Genomic DNA, 16,719 nt, shown 5'->3' with positions numbered 1-16,719 from the left:
AAATTAAGCATTGACTTATATAAGAGGCGGCGCAACAATAGTGCTCATGCACGCGTTCGATGTTCTCGGAGACCCGGTTCGGCGGCGGATCCTCGAACTCCTCCTGGAGGGCGAGGAGTCCGCAGGGCGCCTCTCCTCCGTCATCGTGGAGGAGTTCGGCATCAGCCAGCCGGGGGTGTCGCAGCACCTGCGCATCCTCCGCGAGCAGGGCTTCGCCACCGTGCGCCCGGAGGGCACCCGCCGGTTGTACGCGGTCGACCCGCACGGGCTCCAGCAGGCGAACGAGTGGCTGAGCCCGTTCGAGCGCTACTGGCGCGGGCCGCTCGCCGCCCTCGGCACGGAGCTGGCGAGAGGCGACCGCGAGCGCAGACGGACGGCAGAGCGCGCAGCAGGGCGCGCGACCGAGCGTTCGGCCCGGCGCGCGCATTCCGATGACCCGGCACACCCCGAGGAGGACCAACCATGGTCGACGTGACCCCACAGATCGACGCCGTCACCCGCAGCCTGCGCACCGAGGAGGTCGACGGCGCTCCCACGCGCATCCAGACCATCGGCCAGGAGTATCCGGCCGGAATCGACGACGTCTGGGAGGCGACGACGACCGCCGAGCGGATCGCTCGCTGGTTCCTCCCCGTCTCCGGCGACCTCCGTCTCGGCGGTCGGTACCAGCTCACCGGCAACGCGGGCGGCGAAGTGCTGTCCTGCACGCCCCCATCGGACGGCGCGGCCGAATACCGGGTGACCTGGGAGTTCGGCGGCGGAGTCACCTGGCTCACCGTGCGGCTTGCGGCTGTGACGCCGGACCGCACGCGGTTCGAACTGGAGCACTCTGCACGAGTCGCCGATGTCCCAGCGGGGATGTGGGAGACGTTCGGCCCAGGGGCAACGGGCGTCGGCTGGGATCAGGCCCTCGTCGGCCTCGCCCTCAACCTCGGCGGGCTGGACGGCGCGATCTCTCCGGAGGAGGGTCAGGCGTGGGCGCTCTCCGACGACGGCAAGGCGTTCACCCGCGCGGTGGCCGACCGCTGGGCCGACGCGCACATCGCAGCCGGGGCCGACCCCGACCAGGCAGCCAGGAACGCCGACGCCACCTACGGCTTCTACACCGGCCAGGCGCCGCAAGCCTGACCGGCGCGGCAGGCCCGGCCGGCCAGGCCGACTCCGAGCGGCCCAGCCCACTCCGAGCGGGGCGGCGTCACGCGACGTCGATGAGCACCTTCCCCACGATCCCGCCCTCGACGGCGTCGTGCGCCGCCGCCGTCTCGCCGAGCGGGAATCGGGTGACCGGCAGTCCGTGCTCGGCGCCGATCGGCAGCGCGCCATCCGCGATGGCCGCAGCCACCGCGCGCACTGCCCGGTCTTTCGACTCGGCAGTGGTCGTGTACGTGAGCACGAACTGGAAACGCAGGTTCTTGCCCATGCTCGGGCGCACGGGGATGGAGACGGTCGCATCGCCGGGGGAGTCGGCGTAGACGGCGATGGATGCGTCGGGGGCGGCGATCCGCGCATCCAACTCGGCGTTGGCGGACGGATTGACCTCGACCACGATGTCCACGCCGCGCGGTGCGAGCGCGCCGATGGCCTGGGCTGTGTCGCCGTCGCGGTAGTTGACCACGTGGTGGGCGCCCGCCGCTCGGGCGAGCTCGGCCTTCTCGTGGCTGCTCACGGTGGCGATCACTGTCGCGTCTGCCCACACCGCGAGCTGGATGGCCGCGTGGCCGACTGCGCCAGCACCCCCGGCGACCAGAACGGTGCGGCCGTGGAGCGCGCCAGCCGACAGCTCGGTCGGCCCTCCCTCGTGCACGGTGAGCGCGCGGTGGGCGGTGAGCGCGGGAATGCCGATGGACGCGCCGAGGTCGAACGACGCATCCGGTGGCAGCGGCACGACCTGGCGCACCGGCAGGACGACGAGTTCCTGCGCGGTCCCGTCCGCCCGCTGGTACGCCGCATCCCACACCCAGACCCTGTCGCCGACGCTGAGCGCACTCCCGCCGTCGCCGACCTCGTCCACCACGCCGGCCCCGTCCTGGTTCGGCACCTGCGGGCGGGGGAGCTCGGCGGGGCCGCTGCCGCTGCGCGACTTCCAGTCGGTGGGGTTCACCCCGGACACGTGGATGCGCACCCGCACCTCTCCCGGTCCGGCGTGCGGTTCCTCGCGCTCGCCGTACTGCAGCACATCCGATGGTCCGGTCGACGTGTATGTGACAGCCTTCATGCCCCTAGCCAACCACCTCGCGCGCCAAAGTGTTCCGCGCGGCGCCGCTCAGACTCCGGCGACCCCCGTCCGAACGGAGTTCCCGTGTTGAGCGGCCGAGATCCCCGTCCGAACGGAGACCAGCACGGCGCGCCGCGCCGATTCTCCTGCTCAGCCCGTCGAGCAGGCGCCCGAGCTGATCGGCGCGGAGCTCACCGACGACAGCACGGGTCGCAGTTCGGCCAGCGTGAGGGCGTATCCCGTGTCCGGGTCGACGGTCGAGCGGGCGAACACCACGCCGACCACGTCGCCGGAGGAGTCGAGCAGGGGTCCTCCGGAGTTGCCCGGCCGCACGCTGCCGCGCAGTGAGTAGATGTCGCGATCGACCGATCCCGACTGGTAGATGTCGCTGCCGCGGGCCGTGATGCGGTCGCGCACGCGCTCCGGGCTGATCGTGAACGGCCCGTTGCCCGGGTATCCCGCCGCGAAGGTCTGGGCGCCCGCCGTCACGTCCGACCCGATGTCGAGCGGCGGCGCCATGAGGTCGGTGACGTCGAGCACGGCGAGGTCGCGCTCCGGATCGAACGCGACGAGCGTCGCCCGCTCCACCCTGTCGGTGGCCGGTTCCCGCACGACGATGGTGGATGCGCCAGCGACCACGTGCGCATTCGTCACGACCCTGCCGCTCTGCACCACCCAGCCGCTGCCCTCCGAGTCGACGCCGCACGCCGGCTTCGAGGCGAGCACGGTGACGACGGAGGATTCCGTGGCCGCCACAGCGCTCGGCACCGAGGGGTCCGGCGCCTGGATCGTCTTGATCGGCTCGCCGCCCTCGAAGACCTGGGGAAGACCCGCCCCGGCGAGAGCGTCGTCCACCGCTCCGAGCACGGTGCTGGCCGGGAACGGAGCGATGCCGTCGAGCGTCGCGACCACCCGCGATGAACTGGCAGCCTGCACGACCGTCGCCAGGCTGGTGGCCATGGCGAACCCGGCGACGAGCCACACCACGACGGCCCAGGTGAGCAGTCCGAGCACCGCGCCGACGAGCGAGTCGAGCCAGCGGATCGGTCCGTGCCGCACCAGCTTGCCGATCAGCGACGCGAGTCCGGCCGCTACGGCGTATGCGACGGCGGCGCAGACCAGGATGACGATGGCGGCGACGACCGAGCGCTCCGTGACGCTTCCCCATCCCGCCTCGGCGAGCCAGGCGACGACGAGCGGCGCGAGGCTGAGCCCCGCCCAGAGACCGAGTCCGAGCCCGACGAGCGAACCGGCAGCGCGGATGGCCCCGTTGCTCCATCCGGCAGCGATGGCGACGACGGCGAGCACCACGAGCACCACGTCGACAACGATCTCCACCCGCCAACCATGCCTCACGAGGCTGTGCGCGGGCTCAACCGAACGTGTGTGTCCTCTAGCGCTTGCGAAACTCGTCCCTGCTGGCGTCCGCACCCCCTTCCGTCACGGGGATGCAGGGGCTACCGTCCGGAGCCTACGGGGCGCACCGGCGTCCCCGCGACGGAAGGATCACCGGATGAGCGACCAGAACCGCCCTGACCTCGACGATGGGGAGAAGGAGATGACGAGCGCCGACTTCACGGCCGCGATCCACGATCACGGCCAGGAGTCCGAGCCGTCGAAGCAGCAGCACCACAACGCCGAGACCGAAGAGGACACGGCCTCGGGTGGCGCCCCGGACTGACCAGGCTCGCCGCTGCCGCGCTGCTCTCAGAGCCGCCCGTCCTCCTCGTCTCCGTCGTCGACGGCGGCGGGATCGGGGAGCGTGGCCGGGACGATGTCCGGGTCCATCTGCTCCGTGGGTACCGCGGTCGGCTGGTTCTGGGCGTCCTTGTCCATGCGGAGACGTTACGCCCGCGCCCTGCCCGGCGTAAACCCCCTGCGACCCGTCGACCGTTCCAACACCGTCGACGCAGGCCGCAGCCATCGAGCCGGGACTTATGCACGCGACACGCCGGGCGCTGGCGTGCACAAGTCCCGGCTCGATTGCTGGTTACTCGGGGCCGGGCTTGCGGCGGGCGGTGAGGATGACGATGACCACCGCGATGATCGCGAGCACAACGATGCCGACCGCGATGCCGATGACCAGACCGATATCCGTGGATGCGGCTGCGGTCGGCTGCGGGGACCCTGCGGTCTCCGTCGGCTCGGCCGCGGCGGGTTGCGTCGCCGTCGTGCTCGGCTCGGCGCTCGGCGTGGTCGTGCCGGCGCCGCACGCGGTCTTCTCGGTGCCGGACGCCTCGGTCGTACCGGCCGGGGGCTGGTAGCTGAACGCATACGAGTTCGACACCTGGTGGCCGTCCGCGGACACGATCTGGTAGGTGATCGTGTACTTCCCTGCTGCACCGAGGGCGACCGGTGCGGAGACGACCGTGTCCGCGATGGTCGCGCATCCGGTCTCGAAGTGGCGGGTCGCCGCATCCGGACCCGTCACGGTCACGAGCGCGCTGTTGCCGCCGATGTCGAGCACGCGGTCGTTGAACGTGAGCTTCACCGCGTCGAGCGGCGCGCTCACGACGGCGTCGGCCGCCGGGTCGCTGCCGACCAGGTAGTCGTGCGCGGAGGCGCTCGCCACGGGCAGCACCGCGACAGCGACGGCCGCGATGGCGGCGGTCAGCGCCCCGATGGATGCGGTGCGGATGCGGTGCGTCATGCCCCCACCTTCCCACGCCCACGCCGGGTGGCCGCGAAGACGGCGACGACGAGGGCGATGGCGCCGAGCGCGAGCCCGCCGATGCCGAGCCCGATCGCGAGGGCGTCGGCAGCCAGCCCGGACGACGCGGCCACCGGTGCCGGGGTGGAGGTCGCGACCAGGTTCTCGCCGTCAGCGGCCGGAACAGGGTCGGTCACGTAGATCGTCGGCGCCGGGTGTTCCGGCTCCGCCCCGGAAGCCGGGGTCTTCTCGCTCCAGTCGACCACGCTGCCGTCGCTGTAGTACTGGTGCGTCGGCAGAACGATCTGACCGGTCTTCGGCACAGCCCCCGCCGAGATCGTGAACTCCTGGAACTGCCCGGGCGCCACCTGCACGCCGGCGTCCGCCGTCCAGGTCACACGCACGGGGGCCTGCGTGATCGTGCCGTCGTCCGTCTTGACCGGCTTGGCCAGCTTCTCGGTGTCGACGGTCGTCGTCCAGCCCGCGAGCGGCAGGTAGGTGACCGAGGTGAACGGGTCGGAGGTCGGCAAGTCGACGACGAGTTTCACGGTCCCCGCGGTCGCCGACTCCGTCGGAACCTTGAAGGTGAGCGTGGCGTAGCTGCCCGGCTCCGCCTGGTCGGGGGTGACGTGCACGTGGGCGCTGGCCGCGAGCGGAGCCGAGAGCAGCAGGAGGCCGGTGGTTGCCGCGGCGATGGATGCGGCGATGGTGCGTTTCTTCATGGGAGTTCTGTCCTTGTTCGGAAGCGTTCGATGTGTGCGGGTGCGCGTCGGCAGACGGGCGCCACGCACGATCGTGGAACGCTCCGTCAGGACGCGACGGCCAGGGGTGGCCCGCGGTGCCGCAGCCGGAGGAGGGGGACGCCGAGGTCGCGCGGGCGCGCCGGCTCTCTGGAGAGCGCGCTGGCGACGGCGGAGGACGTGTGCGCGAGCGGCGCCGGCGCCATGGCGAGCCTGTCCAGGATGCGGCGGTCGGCGAACCGGGCCACGTGCATCCTGGTGGTCTCGAACAGCCCCCAGAACGCCCGTTCGCCGAACCGCAGCGCGATCACGGTGACGAGCACGGCGGTGAGGTGGGCTCCCCACATCCCGAGGCTGAGCTCGTCGTGCGCCGGCATCGTGCCGGACATCGTGCCGGGAGCGACTCCCGGCATCGTCATGGTCAGGTGCGAGCCGGCGTGCAGGTGCGTGGTGCCGGCGGGGGCGCTGAACGTGGCCGTTCCCGTGCCGAGCCCGAACAGCAGGTGGAACAGGAACTGGCTGAACCCGACCGCGATGGTCAGCCGCCACAGCGACAGCGACCGGGCGGTGAGGGCGATGGATGCGACGGTCGAGAACGCGAGACTGAGCGCGAGCGGGAGTGCCCCCGGCGCCGCCCCTCCGCCCGCGACGTGGAACAGGGCGGCCACGAAGATGGCGACGCAGGATGCGAGCAACCCGCGTGCGACGCGAGCCCACCTCGATCCCATGCTGTCTCCGTCCGTCGTTCCAGGTTCGGAGCAAGTCTACGGAACGGATGGGCGTCGGCCGTCCCGGGTGGCTGCCGCGCGCATCCACCTCCACAGGCGGCCGACTGCGGCTCGGTATGTATCCTACGAAGGCGACCCGACGCACACTGAAGGAGGCGTATGCCCAGAGGAGCGAACCTCCCCGCGATCGCCGCGTTCAACGACACGGTCGTGCTCGATGCCGTGCGCCGGTCGGAGGGCGGTCTCAGCAGGGTGGAGCTGGTCGGCTCGACCGGGCTGTCGGCGCAGACGGTGTCGAACGTGAGCAGGAGGCTGATCGACCAGGGCCTCATCCGCGAGGCAGGCAAGCGCATCGACGGCCCCGGCAAGCCGCGCACCATCCTGCAACTGGAGCCGACAGGATCGTACGCGGTCGGCGTGCACCTGGACCCGACGGTCATCACCTGCGTGCTGCTCGACCTGGAGGGCGAGGTGGTCGCCGACGCGCGCCGCCACTCTCCTGTGTCCGGCGACGCGATGCAGACCCTCGACATCGTGGTGGAGGCGATCGGCACGGTGCTGGCGGAGTCGGGTGTCGATCGGGCGAAGGTCAGCGGTGTCGGCGTCGCGGCCCCCGGCCCGATCGACACGGAGACGGGCGTGGTGGTGCGGCCGCCGCTCATCCCGAGCTGGAACGACTTCCACCTGCGGGACGAGCTGCGGGCGGCGACGGGCCTGTCGGCGCTGGTGGCGAAGGACGTGACGGCGGCGGCGGTCGCGGAACGCTGGCGCGACTCGGCGGACGCCAGCCACGACTACGTGTTCGTGTACTACGGCACGGGCGTCGGGGTCGGGATGGTGCTCGGCGGCGACGTCTACACGGGCGCCACCCACAACGCGGGCGACGTCGGCCACGCGATCGTCGACCCCGGCGGCGCTCTCTGCGCCTGCGGCCGCCGCGGCTGCTACGGCGAATCCGTGCGCCCGTACCGCCTGGTGATGCAGGCAATCTGGTCTGGCGCCCTCTCCGCGCCGGGCGGCGAAGCCGTCGCTGACGGTGTCGAGCTCGACCTCGACGTGGAGACGGTCGACGCTCTCTTCACGGCCCTGACGCAGGCGGCGACGGCGGGCGACGAGGTTGCCATGAGCATCCTCGACCGGTCCATCCGCAACACGGCCTACTACCTCTCGAACCTCTCCGCGCTGCTCGACATCGACCGCGTCGTCTTCGGCGGCCCATCCTGGGACCGCCTCGAACCCTTCTACGCCGCCCGCCTCCCCGGCTGGATGCACGAATTCGACATGGACATCCTCACCCACCCCGTCGTCACGGAGTCGAGCGCCGTCGGCGCCGACGTCGCCGCGGTCGGGGCGGCGTGCCTGGTGCTGGACGCAACGTTCTCGCCGCGCGGGCGGGTGTAGGGGGCTCATCGGCCGGATCGGCCGTCAGACCTCGTTCGAACCGTCCAAGCCTCAATCCTCGAGCGCGTCAGATGGCCAGCCGCGGGCGTCCGCGTACCGTTCGACCGATCCGGCCACCTCCACGGCGAACGGGTTGTCCGCTGAGGCCGCGGCTTGGCTGAACGCTGCCGAAATCCGGCTTGTGATGAAGCGGAAGCGTTCGAGCGCCTGCCCCTCCGGGATGCTCAGACTCTTCGCGGCGGTGACGAGCTGACGTTCCCCGATGCTGAGCAATCCGTATTCGCCGCCTATTGCGATCGGTGCTCTCAACCGCTCGGTCTCCACGCGTCCCCGGTATGGCGCGAACGTGCCGAGGTCATACAGCGGTGCGAGCGTGACCCGAGGTCCCTCGAGAATCACCGAGTAGTTCTTTGCGTGCGCGTCCGTGCCGAGCGAGGCGACCATGAATACGAGCGCATCGAAGAATCGACGCTGCGCATCAGCACGGTCGTGGAGGTCTGCCATCTGGTCGCGGAAGAGCCGAGCGATGGCGGAGACGCCAGGGCCGCCGTCCTGTTGGTACTTGTAGCGAGGCTCGACGGACAGCGACTGACAGGTGTCTTCCTGATGGATGCGAACCCACCGGCCCTCACGGACCTCGCGATCGTAGCGCCGGGTGATGAAGACGTGGTGGCCGGAGGCCGTTTCTTCGAGCTCGTGATCGGCGACGACGAGTCCGAGCAGACGGGCGGCCTCCATCGTCACGTACTCGTTGACGTCGTGGGACGGCAGGTCGCGCACGGCGGGTTTCAGGATGTGGGTGGTCGGCGTGGCATCGCGCGGCGTTCCCCACGAGCCGTCTTCGAAGCGGAACAGCGCGACCTTCGATTGCGTGCCCGCCAGAGACCACCGGCCGACGCTGTCGTTGCGTCCCCACGAGCCGGCGTTGGCGATCAGGTCGGCCATGACGGCGTCGAAGTCGTGAGGCGAGAGACGTTCCACGTCGCCGCGCCGTTCTGCGGCATCCGGAGGTTCGACGTTGCGGGGCAGCAATTGCACTGCGCCGGCCGCATCCCGGCCCGTGTCGGCGAGAAGCGAGAAGGCGCTGGTTCCGGTGTGGAAGCGGGCTGCGAGCTCTTCGAGCCGTCCACGGCTCTCGGGGACGAGGCCCTGAAGAAACGGCGAAGCGGCTCGGGAGGGGTGTGTCTTCGCTGCCAGCGGCATCGACAGCGAGAGCGGGGTGGCATCCGCCTGCTGACGGTAGTCGTCGTCGTAGGTGAACGTCGTGTTGCCCGAGACGGTCCGATGAAACGTTCCGATCGCTGTGCCGTCGAGGTAGGCGCGCAATTCGCTACCGCTGGCCGCCATCGTCCACCACCTCCAGGTCGACGCCGAGAGCGGTGAGGGCATCGAAGACGAGGCGGACGCGAACGTTCCCTTTCCCCGACTCGAACTCGTTGACCCAGCGGCGCGACACCCCGACGCGGTCGGCGAGCTCCTGTTGAGACCACGCCAGGGCTTCGCGCCGATCCCTGGCAAGGGCGCCGAGGTCCGATGGCTTTCTCACGCGCACGATGAGGCCTCCTCTCTGTAACCGATCGGTTACTACGCGCCAGTGTAACCGATCGGTTACACGGTCTAGATGTAACCGATCGGTTACATCCCTCCCATGTAACCGATCGATCACGCCATCAGCCCAGACGTAGCCACCCCACCCCACCCCCCATCCGGGTCTCACCAGGCATTTTCCTCACACCCATTGCCAAATAAATCAAATTGATTTATAAATTACGACAGGGTCCGGCATCGCTAGGGCAGGGAAGGCGCCCACCGGACATCGAAGCAAAGGAGCATCGATGAAACGCAGCAGAGTTCTGGTCGCCGTGGTGGCCGCATCCGCACTCGTCGCACTGGCCGGATGTTCGTCGTCCGGGTCCAACGACGGCAAGACCATCAAGGTGGCATACCAGGATTTCGGCACCGACCTCATGGCCAAGTTCATGGCCAAGGCGAAGGCCGGGTTCGAGAAGGCCAACCCGGGGGAGAAGGTCACCCTCGTTCCGATCAAGGCCGCTGAGAACGACTACTACACCAAGCTCTCGCTGATGAACCGCAGCGCCAGCACCGCCCCGGACGTGCTCTACGAGGACACCTTCCTCATCCGCTCCGACGCACAGGCCGGGTATCTCGAGCCGCTCGACTCGTACGTGAACAAGTGGGACGAGTGGTCGCAGTTCTACGACAACGCCAAGGACGCAGGCAAGGGCGACGACGGCAAGATCTACGGCGTCTCCATGGGAACCGACACCCGCGCCCTCTGGTACAACAAGGACATCTTCGCCAAGGCCGGTCTGCCGACCGACTGGAAGCCGAAGGACTGGAACGACGTGCTGGATGCGGCCAAGACCATCAAGGACAAGGTCCCCGGCGTCACCCCCATCAACATCTTCTCCGGCAAGGCAGGTGGTGAGGCCAGCTCGATGCAGGGCTTCGAGATGCTGCTCTACGGCGCGAGCAAGGACGGCCTGTACGACGCATCGTCCGGCAAGTGGATCACCGGATCGAAGGCGTTCACCGACTCCCTGGATGTGCTGAAAGAGGTCTACCAGGGCGGCCTCGGCCCGTCGCAGGAGATCACCAGCGACACCAACTACCAGAACATCGTCACCAGCCAGCTCATCCCGCAGGGCAAGCTCGCCATCAACCTCGACGGATCGTGGGTCGCAGGCACCTGGCAGTCCACCGGCGACACCAACTGGCCGGAGTGGGAGAAGACGATGGGCGTGGCTCCCATGCCGACGCAGACCGGTCAGGAGCCGGGCAGCATCAGCATGTCGGGCGGCTGGACCCTCTCGATGGGGTCGAAGAGCAAGGTCAAGGACGAAGCGTGGAAGTTCATCTCCTACGCGCTCAACAAGGCCAACTCGCTCGACTTCGACATCTCGCTCAGCCAGATCCCGGTGCGCAAGGACGTCGCGGCCGACCCGGCGTACGCCAAGTCGAACCCCACATCCACGTTCTTCGCCTCGCTGGTGGATGTGACGAAGTTCCGTCCGGCGACCCCGGACTACTCCAAGATCTCCAACGGGATCCAGGTGGCCATGGAGTCGGTGATGACCGGTCAGCAGACACCTGCCGAAGCCGCCAAGGCGTACGACGACACGGTCGTCGGCATCGTCGGCAAGGACAAGACGAAGTCGGAGTAACCAGACAGTGACGTCGACAATCGACGCCGTCGCCGAGGGCGTGAGCGGCCGGGGAACCTCCCGGCCGCCTCGCCCGGAGCGGACGGCACGTTCGCGCAGAGTCCGGCGATCGGTCGCACGGACCGTCCCGCTCATCCCGGCCATCGGCCTCCTGGTCGTGTTCCTGGTCGGCCCGATCCTCTCCTCCTTCTACGGATCGTTCACCAACTCGTCGCTCACCGGGGCCGCCGCCGCGTCGAGCGAGTGGGTGGGGCTGAAGAACTACATCGACCTGTTCAACAGCCCGGACTTCCCCGTCGCGGTGGTCCTCACCCTGGTCTTCCTGATCGGCTCCGCCGTGATCGGGCAGAACATCGTCGGGATGATCCTGGCCCTGCTGATGCGAGCTGGCGGCCGGGTGGTCGGCGCCATCGTGTCGACGTTCGTCGTCGGCGCGTGGGTGCTGCCGGAGATCGTCGCCGCCTTCGCGTCGTACGCCTTCTTCAGCCAGAAGGGCACGCTCAACGCCATCCTCGCGATGGTCGGCATCACCGGGCCGTCGTGGCTGTTCGCGTTCCCGATGCTCGCTGTGATCCTCGCCAACACCTGGCGCGGCGCCGCCTTCTCGATGCTCGTCTACTCGGCGGCGCTGCAGGAGGTGCCGCCGGAGATCACCGAGGCGGCCGAGGTCGACGGCGCGAACGGCATCAAACGGTTCTTCCTGGTGACCCTGCCGATGATCCGCCGCAGCATCTCCACCAACCTGATGCTGATCACCCTGCAGACCCTCTCGGTCTTCACCCTCATCTACGTGATGACGGGAGGCGGTCCTGGCAACAAGTCCATGACGCTCCCCGTGCTCGCCTACCAGGAGGCCTTCAAGTTCTCCGAGCTGGGCTACGGCACCGCCATCGCGACCATCCTGCTGCTCGTGGGCGCCGTGTTCGCCATCGTCTACGTGCGCGCCCTCAAGACGGAGGTGGACTGATGCGCCTGTCATCGCCGAGCGGTCTCGCTCTCAAGTGGACCGCGAACATCCTGCTGCTGCTCATCGGGCTCGTCTTCGTGCTGCCGATGGTGTGGGTGGTGTTCGCGTCGTTCGACGGCTCAGCCACCCTCGCCGTCGGCTGGCCGAAGCAGTGGACGCTGGAGAACTTCCAGAAGGTGCTCACGCCCGATCTGGCGTTCGTGCCGCTCTGGAACAGCCTGCTGCTGTCCGCGGGATGCGCGTTCATCACGGTCATCGTCGCCATCCTGGCCGCGTACCCGCTGTCCCGCTACCGCAACAGGTTCAACAAGCCGTTCCTCTACGCGATCCTGTTCGGCACCTGCCTGCCGATCACCGCGATGATGGTGCCGGTCTACAGCCTGTTCGTGTCGCTGAACCTGATCGACTCGATCGGTGGGACGATCCTGTTCATGGCAGCATCGTCGCTTCCGATGGCGATCTGGATGACGAAGAACTTCGTCGACTCCGTGCCGCTCTCACTCGAGGAGGCGGCCTGGGTCGACGGTGCGTCGAGCATGAAAACGCTGTGGACGGTCGTCGTCCCGCTCGTCCGGCCGGGGATCGCCGTCGTGTTCATCTTCGTGTTCGTGCAGGCGTGGGGGAACTTCTTCGTGCCGTTCGTGCTGCTGCTCAGCCCGGAGAACCAACCGGCCGCCGTCAGCATCTTCACCTTTTTCGGGCAGTACGGCGCCGTCGCGTACGGCCAGCTTGCGGCGTACTCGCTCATCTACTCCGTGCCCGTGATCGCCCTCTACGTCCTCGTCTCCCGTGTGCTCGGCGGTTCGTCCGCGCTCGCCGGAGCCGTCAAGGGCTAGCACCCGTACCTCTTATATAAGGAGTCTCGTTGTATCAACAGAACCAGCTCGTCGAGATGCGCGTCGACCGTTTCGTGCGCGAGCGTCTCGCACCCGCACTGGAGCGCGCGTCCGCGCCTGTGACGATCGAAGCGTGGGAGGTGCCGGACGAGCCGGTGCCGTTCGCGCAGGCCGTCACGAACACGTTCACACCGTTCGAGCTCGGGCAGGCGTGGGGCCGGCCGTGGGGGACCGTCTGGTTCCACGTCACCGGCACGGTTCCCGCACAGTGGGAAACGGAGCCGGACGACGTCGAGCTGGTCGTCGACCTCGGCTTCACCGCGGGGCAGGTCGGCTTCCAGGCAGAGGGGTTGGTCTGGGCGACGGACGGCACGATCATCAAGGCGATCGAACCGCTCAACGGCTACGTTCGCCTGCGCCTCGCGCCAGGCCAGCCGTTCGAGGTCTACGTGGAGGCGGCGGCCAACCCGGATGTGGGCAGCGAGTTCGTGGACTTCATCCCCACCAAGCTGGGCCGCAAGTCCACTGCACCCCAGCATCCCATCTATGCGCTGCGGCGGATGGCGGTCGTGCACCGCGACCGCGAGGTGTGGGAGCTGGTGCAGGACGTGTGGACGGCGCGGGGGCTCGCCGCCGTGCTGCCCGAGCAGTCGCCGCGCCGCGCATCCCTGTTCTCGGCACTGGATGCGGTGGTGGATGCTGTCGACCCGACCGACGTGCACGGCACGGCAGCGGCCGGCAGGGCCGCGCTCGCCGAGGCGCTCGCCTCCCCGGCGGCCGCGACGGCCCACAAAGTCTTCGCGGTCGGACACGCGCACATCGACTCGGCCTGGCTGTGGCCGGTGCGGGAGACGATCCGCAAGTGCGCCCGCACGTTCTCGAACGTCCTCGACCTGATGGACCAGGACCCGGACTTCGTATTCGCCTGCTCGTCGGCGCAGCAGTTCGCCTGGATGAAGCAGTTCTACCCCGAGCTGTTCGACCGCATCCGGGTGCGGGTGGCCGAGGGCCGGTTCGTGCCGGTCGGCGGCATGTGGGTGGAGTCGGACACGAACATGCCGGGGTCGGAGGCGATGGCCCGCCAGTTCGTGGAGGGCAAGCGGTTCTTCCTGGAGGAGTTCGGCTTCGAGCCGAAGGAGGTGTGGCTGCCCGACTCGTTCGGCTACTCGGGCGCGCTCCCGCAGATCGCGCGGGCAGCGGGCGCCGAGTATTTCCTCACCCAGAAGATCTCCTGGAACGAGACGAACAAGTTCCCGCACCACTCCTTCGACTGGGAGGGCATCGACGGCACCAGGATCTTCACCCACTTCCCGCCCGTCGACACGTACAACTCGGTGCTCTCCGGCGCCGAGCTCGCGCACGCGGAGCAGAACTTCGCCGACAAGGGCAGCGCGAACACCTCGCTCGTCCCGTTCGGCTTCGGCGATGGAGGAGGCGGGCCGACCAGGGAGATGGTCGCCGCGGCCAAGCGCACCGCGTCCCTGGAGGGCTCGCCGACCGTGCGCGTCGCAACGCCCGCCGAGTTCTTCGCGGCGGCGTCCGCCGAGTTCTCGCCCGCGCCGGTGTGGGCGGGTGAGCTCTACCTGGAGTTTCACCGCGGCACGTACACGTCGCAGGCGCGCACCAAGCACGGCAACCGCCGCAGCGAGCACCTGCTGCACGAGGCGGAGCTGTGGGCGACGACGGCCGCTGTGCGCGCAGGCGCCGCATACCCGGTGGATGAGCTGCGCCAGGCGTGGCAGACCGTGCTGCTGCAGCAGTTCCACGACATCCTGCCCGGGTCGTCGATCGGCTGGGTGCACGACCAGGCCGTGGAGAACTACGGGATCGTGGCCGAGGCGCTGGAGGGCGTGATCGCGCGGTCGGTGGCGGCGCTGGGGGGCGCCACCGGCGCATCCGGCAGTGTCGTCTTCAATGCATCGCCGTTCGCGGTGGACGGCGTTCCTGCCTTCGGTGCGAGAGCCGCATCCCGGCCTGCGGATGCCCGGATCGAGCGCTCGGACGACGGCTACGTCCTCGCCAATGCGCTCCTCACGGTGACGGTCGACGGCGACGGCCTGGTGACGTCGATCGTCGAGGCGGCGTCCGGCCGCGAGGCGCTCCCACCGGGGACCAGGGCCAACCTGCTGCAGCTCTTCCGCGACACCCCCACCCAGTGGGACGCCTGGGATGTGGATGTGGAGTACCGCCGCTTCGGCGACGACCTCACCGCGCTCGACAGGCTGGAGGTCGTGGCGGACGGCGCTGACAGCGTCGCCCTGCGGATCGTGCGCAGCTTCGGTTCGTCCGTCGTGACGCAGACGGTGTCGCTCGACGCCGGAGCTGCGGCGCTCGACATCCTCACGCATGTCGACTGGCACGAGAAGCAGCGGATGCTGAAGCTGGCAGTGCCCGTGGATGTGCACACCGCGTCGGCCAGGTCGGAGATCCAGTTCGGCCACATCGAGCGGCCGACGCACACCAACACGAGCTGGGACACCGCCAGGTTCGAGACGCCGGCGCACCGCTGGGTGCACGTCGCCGAGTCCGGTTTCGGCGTCGGGGTCGCGAACGACTCGACCTACGGACACGACATCACCCGTCATGCCCGCGACGGCGGAGGCACGTACTCGCTCGTCCGGCAGACCCTGCTGCGCGCGCCGATGTTCCCCGACCCGGATGCCGACCAGGGCGAGCACACGCTGCGCACCTCGATCGTCGTCGGCGGTCTGGATGCGGCGATCGAGGCGGGCTACCGCCTCAACCTCCCAGCGCGCACCGGCCAGGCGGTCGCCGTCGAGCCGCTGGTGTCGTCGGACACGCCGGCCGCGGTGATCGAGACGGTCAAGCTCGCCGAAGACGGCTCCGGCGACGTGATCGTGCGACTCTACGAGGCTCACGGCTCACGCACCACGGCGAGCATCGGCGTCCACTTCCCGCACACGGGCGTCACGCAGACAGACCTGCTCGAACGCGAGACGGCACAGGATGTGGTCACCGCAGTGACCGGCGACGGCCCCGGCCGGGTCGCCATCTCCCTGCGCCCGTTCCAGCTCGTCACCCTCCGCATCACGCGGGGGTGACCACCGACTGCCCGCCCCGGGCCGCGCGAACCCCGGGGCGGGCATCCTTCACTCCCTGTCGGCGCCGCATCCCCGCATCCCCGCATCCCGTGCCCCGCCCAGCGCTCGCGCACAGCAGGAACATTCGCGCACAACCACGACAAACTCCGTCCGAACGGAGTCCCCGACGGCGTGTCGTCCACATCCTCCTGCCCCTCCCGAACTGGGGTGCACGAACTGGTCCGGGGCGACCGGCCGACGCCGATATTCTGTCGGGCATGGCGGAGGACGGGTGGAGACGCAGGGCGCTGGTGGTCGAGGACCACGCGCTGATGCGTTCGCTCGTCGCCGAAGCACTCGAACGGCGGGGATTCGACGTGACGCCGGCGGCATCGTCCGCTGATGCGCTGCAGCTGGCCGATCAGGCCGATCCCGATCTGCTGGTGACCGACATCGACCTCGGTGAGCGGCCGAACGGGCTCGAGCTCGCGACGATCCTCCGCGAGCGGGCACCGTACCTCGCCATCGTCTTCCTCAGCAACCTCTCCCGCGAGGCGGCGTCCGCCCGAGCGCGGGAGACGGTCGCCGGAGCCTCGTTCGTCAACAAGGGCGCCATCGCCGACATCGACGAACTGGTGGTGGCCGCCGAGGCGGCGCTCGCCGAGCGGCCGGTGTCGCGGGAGGCTCCGAGCGGCGACGGCCGGGCGGCGCTGCTGCGGCTGAGCGAGGCGCAACTCGAGACGACGCGTCTGCTGGCTGCCGGGTTCTCGAATGCCGAGATCGCGCGCCGTCGCGGCGTCACCGTGCGCGCCGTCGAGAAGAGCGTCGAACGGATCTTCAACGCCCTCGGCGTCTCGGGCGACGATCGTCTAACGCCGCGCGTGGCCGCGGCGACCCTCTACACCGCGACCTTCGGCGACCCGCAGACCGGACTTGGCTGAGCTCGAAATGGTCCG

The 16,719-nt window shown here is 69.3% G+C and carries 17 protein-coding genes; 9 read left to right on the top strand and 8 right to left on the bottom strand.

The genetic code is table 11. The features are described 5' to 3' along the window. The first annotated feature begins 46 nt into the window (after positions 1–46). Positions 47–475 (top strand): ArsR/SmtB family transcription factor, encoded by a 429-nt coding sequence (locus ACYVGI_RS13495; RefSeq protein WP_460633127.1) that lies wholly within the window; start codon positions 47–49, stop codon positions 473–475. Continuing rightward, positions 463–1,128 carry an SRPBCC domain-containing protein gene (locus tag ACYVGI_RS13490; protein ID WP_460633126.1) on the top strand — a complete coding sequence of 222 codons (666 nt, stop codon included), beginning with the start codon at positions 463–465 and terminating at the stop codon, positions 1,126–1,128. Before ACYVGI_RS13495 ends, ACYVGI_RS13490 begins: the two co-directional genes overlap by 13 nt. A 67-nt stretch (positions 1,129–1,195) precedes the next feature. Here ACYVGI_RS13490 and ACYVGI_RS13485 read toward each other — a convergent pair whose 3' ends face one another. Then, a complete protein-coding gene (locus tag ACYVGI_RS13485; RefSeq protein WP_460633125.1) occupies positions 1,196–2,215 on the bottom strand; it encodes an NADPH:quinone reductase in 1,020 nt (339 codons plus the stop codon). Positions 2,216–2,365: 150 nt separating this feature from the next. Continuing rightward, positions 2,366–3,553, bottom strand: coding sequence for a MarP family serine protease (locus ACYVGI_RS13480; protein ID WP_460633124.1), 1,188 nt, complete (start codon positions 3,551–3,553; stop codon positions 2,366–2,368). 175 nt (positions 3,554–3,728) lie between these two features. On the opposite strand from ACYVGI_RS13480, the gene ACYVGI_RS13475 reads away from it, so the two are divergent. Then, positions 3,729–3,896: a hypothetical protein gene (locus ACYVGI_RS13475; RefSeq protein WP_460633123.1), complete on the top strand. Its 168-nt coding sequence runs from the start codon at positions 3,729–3,731 to the stop codon at positions 3,894–3,896. 26 nt (positions 3,897–3,922) lie between these two features. Here the strand turns inward: ACYVGI_RS13475 and ACYVGI_RS13470 are convergent, their stop codons facing one another. The 4 genes from ACYVGI_RS13470 to ACYVGI_RS13455 all read right to left on the bottom strand — a co-directional run bounded on the left by ACYVGI_RS13470 (position 3,923) and on the right by ACYVGI_RS13455 (position 6,333). Continuing rightward, positions 3,923–4,051, bottom strand: a complete 129-nt coding sequence (locus ACYVGI_RS13470) for a hypothetical protein (RefSeq protein ID WP_460633122.1) — start codon at positions 4,049–4,051, stop codon at positions 3,923–3,925. Between the two features lie 154 nt (positions 4,052–4,205). Next, a complete protein-coding gene (locus tag ACYVGI_RS13465) occupies positions 4,206–4,865 on the bottom strand; it encodes a copper resistance CopC family protein (RefSeq protein ID WP_460633121.1) in 660 nt (219 codons plus the stop codon). Then, the gene (locus ACYVGI_RS13460) at positions 4,862–5,587 is read right to left on the bottom strand and encodes a YcnI family copper-binding membrane protein (protein ID WP_460633120.1); all 726 of its coding nucleotides are present in this window, start codon (positions 5,585–5,587) and stop codon (positions 4,862–4,864) included. Before ACYVGI_RS13460 ends, ACYVGI_RS13465 begins: the two co-directional genes overlap by 4 nt. An 86-nt stretch (positions 5,588–5,673) precedes the next feature. Further along, the gene (locus tag ACYVGI_RS13455; protein ID WP_460633119.1) at positions 5,674–6,333 is read right to left on the bottom strand and encodes a hypothetical protein; all 660 of its coding nucleotides are present in this window, start codon (positions 6,331–6,333) and stop codon (positions 5,674–5,676) included. Between the two features lie 159 nt (positions 6,334–6,492). Here ACYVGI_RS13455 and ACYVGI_RS13450 point away from each other — a divergent pair, with 159 nt between their 5' ends. After that, positions 6,493–7,734: an ROK family transcriptional regulator gene (locus ACYVGI_RS13450; RefSeq protein WP_460633118.1), complete on the top strand. Its 1,242-nt coding sequence runs from the start codon at positions 6,493–6,495 to the stop codon at positions 7,732–7,734. Between the two features lie 51 nt (positions 7,735–7,785). On the opposite strand, the gene ACYVGI_RS13445 is transcribed toward ACYVGI_RS13450, so the two are convergent. Together ACYVGI_RS13445 and ACYVGI_RS13440 are read right to left on the bottom strand one after the other, a co-directional pair. Then, the gene (locus ACYVGI_RS13445; protein WP_460633117.1) at positions 7,786–9,081 is read right to left on the bottom strand and encodes a HipA domain-containing protein; all 1,296 of its coding nucleotides are present in this window, start codon (positions 9,079–9,081) and stop codon (positions 7,786–7,788) included. Further along, the gene (locus tag ACYVGI_RS13440; protein WP_460633116.1) at positions 9,065–9,280 is read right to left on the bottom strand and encodes a helix-turn-helix domain-containing protein; all 216 of its coding nucleotides are present in this window, start codon (positions 9,278–9,280) and stop codon (positions 9,065–9,067) included. The genes ACYVGI_RS13445 and ACYVGI_RS13440 overlap by 17 nt, the downstream gene beginning before the upstream one ends. A gap of 289 nt (positions 9,281–9,569) precedes the next feature. On the opposite strand from ACYVGI_RS13440, the gene ACYVGI_RS13435 reads away from it, so the two are divergent. The 5 genes from ACYVGI_RS13435 (at position 9,570) to ACYVGI_RS13415 (ending at position 16,704) form a co-directional block, all read left to right on the top strand. Then, on the top strand, positions 9,570–10,919 hold the full coding sequence (locus tag ACYVGI_RS13435) for an extracellular solute-binding protein (RefSeq protein ID WP_460633115.1): 1,350 nt from the start codon (positions 9,570–9,572) through the stop codon (positions 10,917–10,919). A 7-nt stretch (positions 10,920–10,926) separates the two neighbouring features. Further along, positions 10,927–11,886: a carbohydrate ABC transporter permease gene (locus tag ACYVGI_RS13430; RefSeq protein WP_460633114.1), complete on the top strand. Its 960-nt coding sequence runs from the start codon at positions 10,927–10,929 to the stop codon at positions 11,884–11,886. Next, a complete protein-coding gene (locus ACYVGI_RS13425; protein ID WP_055896902.1) occupies positions 11,886–12,722 on the top strand; it encodes a carbohydrate ABC transporter permease in 837 nt (278 codons plus the stop codon). The genes ACYVGI_RS13430 and ACYVGI_RS13425 overlap by 1 nt, the downstream gene beginning before the upstream one ends. Positions 12,723–12,751: 29 nt before the next feature. After that, on the top strand, positions 12,752–15,784 hold the full coding sequence (locus ACYVGI_RS13420; protein WP_460633113.1) for an alpha-mannosidase: 3,033 nt from the start codon (positions 12,752–12,754) through the stop codon (positions 15,782–15,784). 257 nt (positions 15,785–16,041) lie between these two features. Further along, a complete protein-coding gene (locus ACYVGI_RS13415) occupies positions 16,042–16,704 on the top strand; it encodes a response regulator (RefSeq protein WP_460633112.1) in 663 nt (220 codons plus the stop codon). The last annotated feature ends 15 nt before the right edge of the window (positions 16,705–16,719 follow it).

Source organism: Leifsonia lichenia (genome assembly GCF_054780215.1).
Note: the sequence above shows the minus strand (reverse complement) of the source record. Positions and strands in the feature narration are given on the sequence as shown.

Bases quoted from the DNA above. Each gene is read 5' to 3' on its own strand.
- ACYVGI_RS13485 (WP_460633125.1), bottom strand. From the start codon at position 2,215: ATGAAGGCTGTCACATACACGTCGACCGGACCATCGGATGTGCTGCAG.
- ACYVGI_RS13415 (WP_460633112.1), top strand. From the start codon at position 16,042: ATGGCGGAGGACGGGTGGAGACGCAGGGCGCTGGTGGTCGAGGACCAC.
- ACYVGI_RS13425 (WP_055896902.1), top strand. From the start codon at position 11,886: ATGCGCCTGTCATCGCCGAGCGGTCTCGCTCTCAAGTGGACCGCGAAC.
- ACYVGI_RS13435 (WP_460633115.1), top strand. From the start codon at position 9,570: ATGAAACGCAGCAGAGTTCTGGTCGCCGTGGTGGCCGCATCCGCACTC.
- ACYVGI_RS13495 (WP_460633127.1), top strand. From the start codon at position 47: ATGCACGCGTTCGATGTTCTCGGAGACCCGGTTCGGCGGCGGATCCTC.
- ACYVGI_RS13470 (WP_460633122.1), bottom strand. From the start codon at position 4,051: ATGGACAAGGACGCCCAGAACCAGCCGACCGCGGTACCCACGGAGCAG.
- ACYVGI_RS13490 (WP_460633126.1), top strand. From the start codon at position 463: ATGGTCGACGTGACCCCACAGATCGACGCCGTCACCCGCAGCCTGCGC.
- ACYVGI_RS13475 (WP_460633123.1), top strand. From the start codon at position 3,729: ATGAGCGACCAGAACCGCCCTGACCTCGACGATGGGGAGAAGGAGATG.
- ACYVGI_RS13445 (WP_460633117.1), bottom strand. From the start codon at position 9,081: ATGGCGGCCAGCGGTAGCGAATTGCGCGCCTACCTCGACGGCACAGCG.
- ACYVGI_RS13455 (WP_460633119.1), bottom strand. From the start codon at position 6,333: ATGGGATCGAGGTGGGCTCGCGTCGCACGCGGGTTGCTCGCATCCTGC.
- ACYVGI_RS13460 (WP_460633120.1), bottom strand. From the start codon at position 5,587: ATGAAGAAACGCACCATCGCCGCATCCATCGCCGCGGCAACCACCGGC.
- ACYVGI_RS13450 (WP_460633118.1), top strand. From the start codon at position 6,493: ATGCCCAGAGGAGCGAACCTCCCCGCGATCGCCGCGTTCAACGACACG.
- ACYVGI_RS13465 (WP_460633121.1), bottom strand. From the start codon at position 4,865: ATGACGCACCGCATCCGCACCGCATCCATCGGGGCGCTGACCGCCGCC.